Below are 800 nucleotides of genomic sequence, written 5' to 3' on the forward strand. Positions count from 1 at the left end.
CCGCCCCAGCGGTAGGATGCGTCAAGTTCGTAGCCGTAGGTTTTGAGCGTGCCGCCGTTGTAAATCTTGCCGCGTTCGGTGATGGAGGCGGTGTTGTTGTTGATTTTTGCCCAACGATAGACGATGAGGTCTTTGATGCGTTGGTGGAACACGCTGCCGCTGACGTTGAAGTTGTCGTTGCGCCATTTGAAGCCCAGTTCGGCGCGACGGGCGGTTTCGGCTTTGAGGTTGCTGTCCAAATCGGCGGCGGCGCCTGCGCGTTCGTTAGCCAACAGGGCTTCGTTCAGGCGGGGTGCACGGCTTGCCTGATTGAGGTTTGCCAAGAGGGAGAAGTTGTCGTTGATGTCCCAAATCGCGCCGATGCTGGGGTTGAGCTGGCCGTGCGACGCGCTTTGTTTGCTGGCGGCGTTGTATTTGAAATGGTCGTAACGCAGGCCGGTGGTCAGGGTAACGGGGTGCAGGTTCCAAATGCCTTCCGCGTACACGCCGTATTCGGCTTTCTTCTCTTTGTCGCGGTCATACAGGCCGAGAATCTTCAACCATGCGCCTTTGTCGGACGGCTCGGAGGTTTCGTGGCGGTAGTTGACGCCGTATTTCACCATGTGTCCGTCGCCGAAGGAGCTGGCGAGGTTCAGGTTGGCGCCGGTCGCTTTGATTTTGCTTAACTCAAGCTGGCCGATGGGAACGCCGCCTTGAGCCGTGCCGGAGGCATGGGCTTTCGGGGAAGGCGCGCCTTTAGGCGGCTTGGTGTCGTCGGTGTTGATTTGGAAGACGTTGGCGTCGATTTTGTCGAGGAAGCC

1 protein-coding gene is annotated in these 800 nt (G+C 58.6%); it reads right to left on the reverse strand.

The window, feature by feature from the left end; translation table 11 throughout:
* Positions 1-800 (reverse strand): TonB-dependent receptor plug domain-containing protein (locus AAG834_RS13755; RefSeq protein ID WP_342032458.1); only part of this gene is annotated, 800 nt, incomplete at both ends.

It is taken from the genome of Neisseria sp. Marseille-Q2251 (assembly GCF_940793045.1).
Classification (GTDB): domain Bacteria; phylum Pseudomonadota; class Gammaproteobacteria; order Burkholderiales; family Neisseriaceae; genus Neisseria.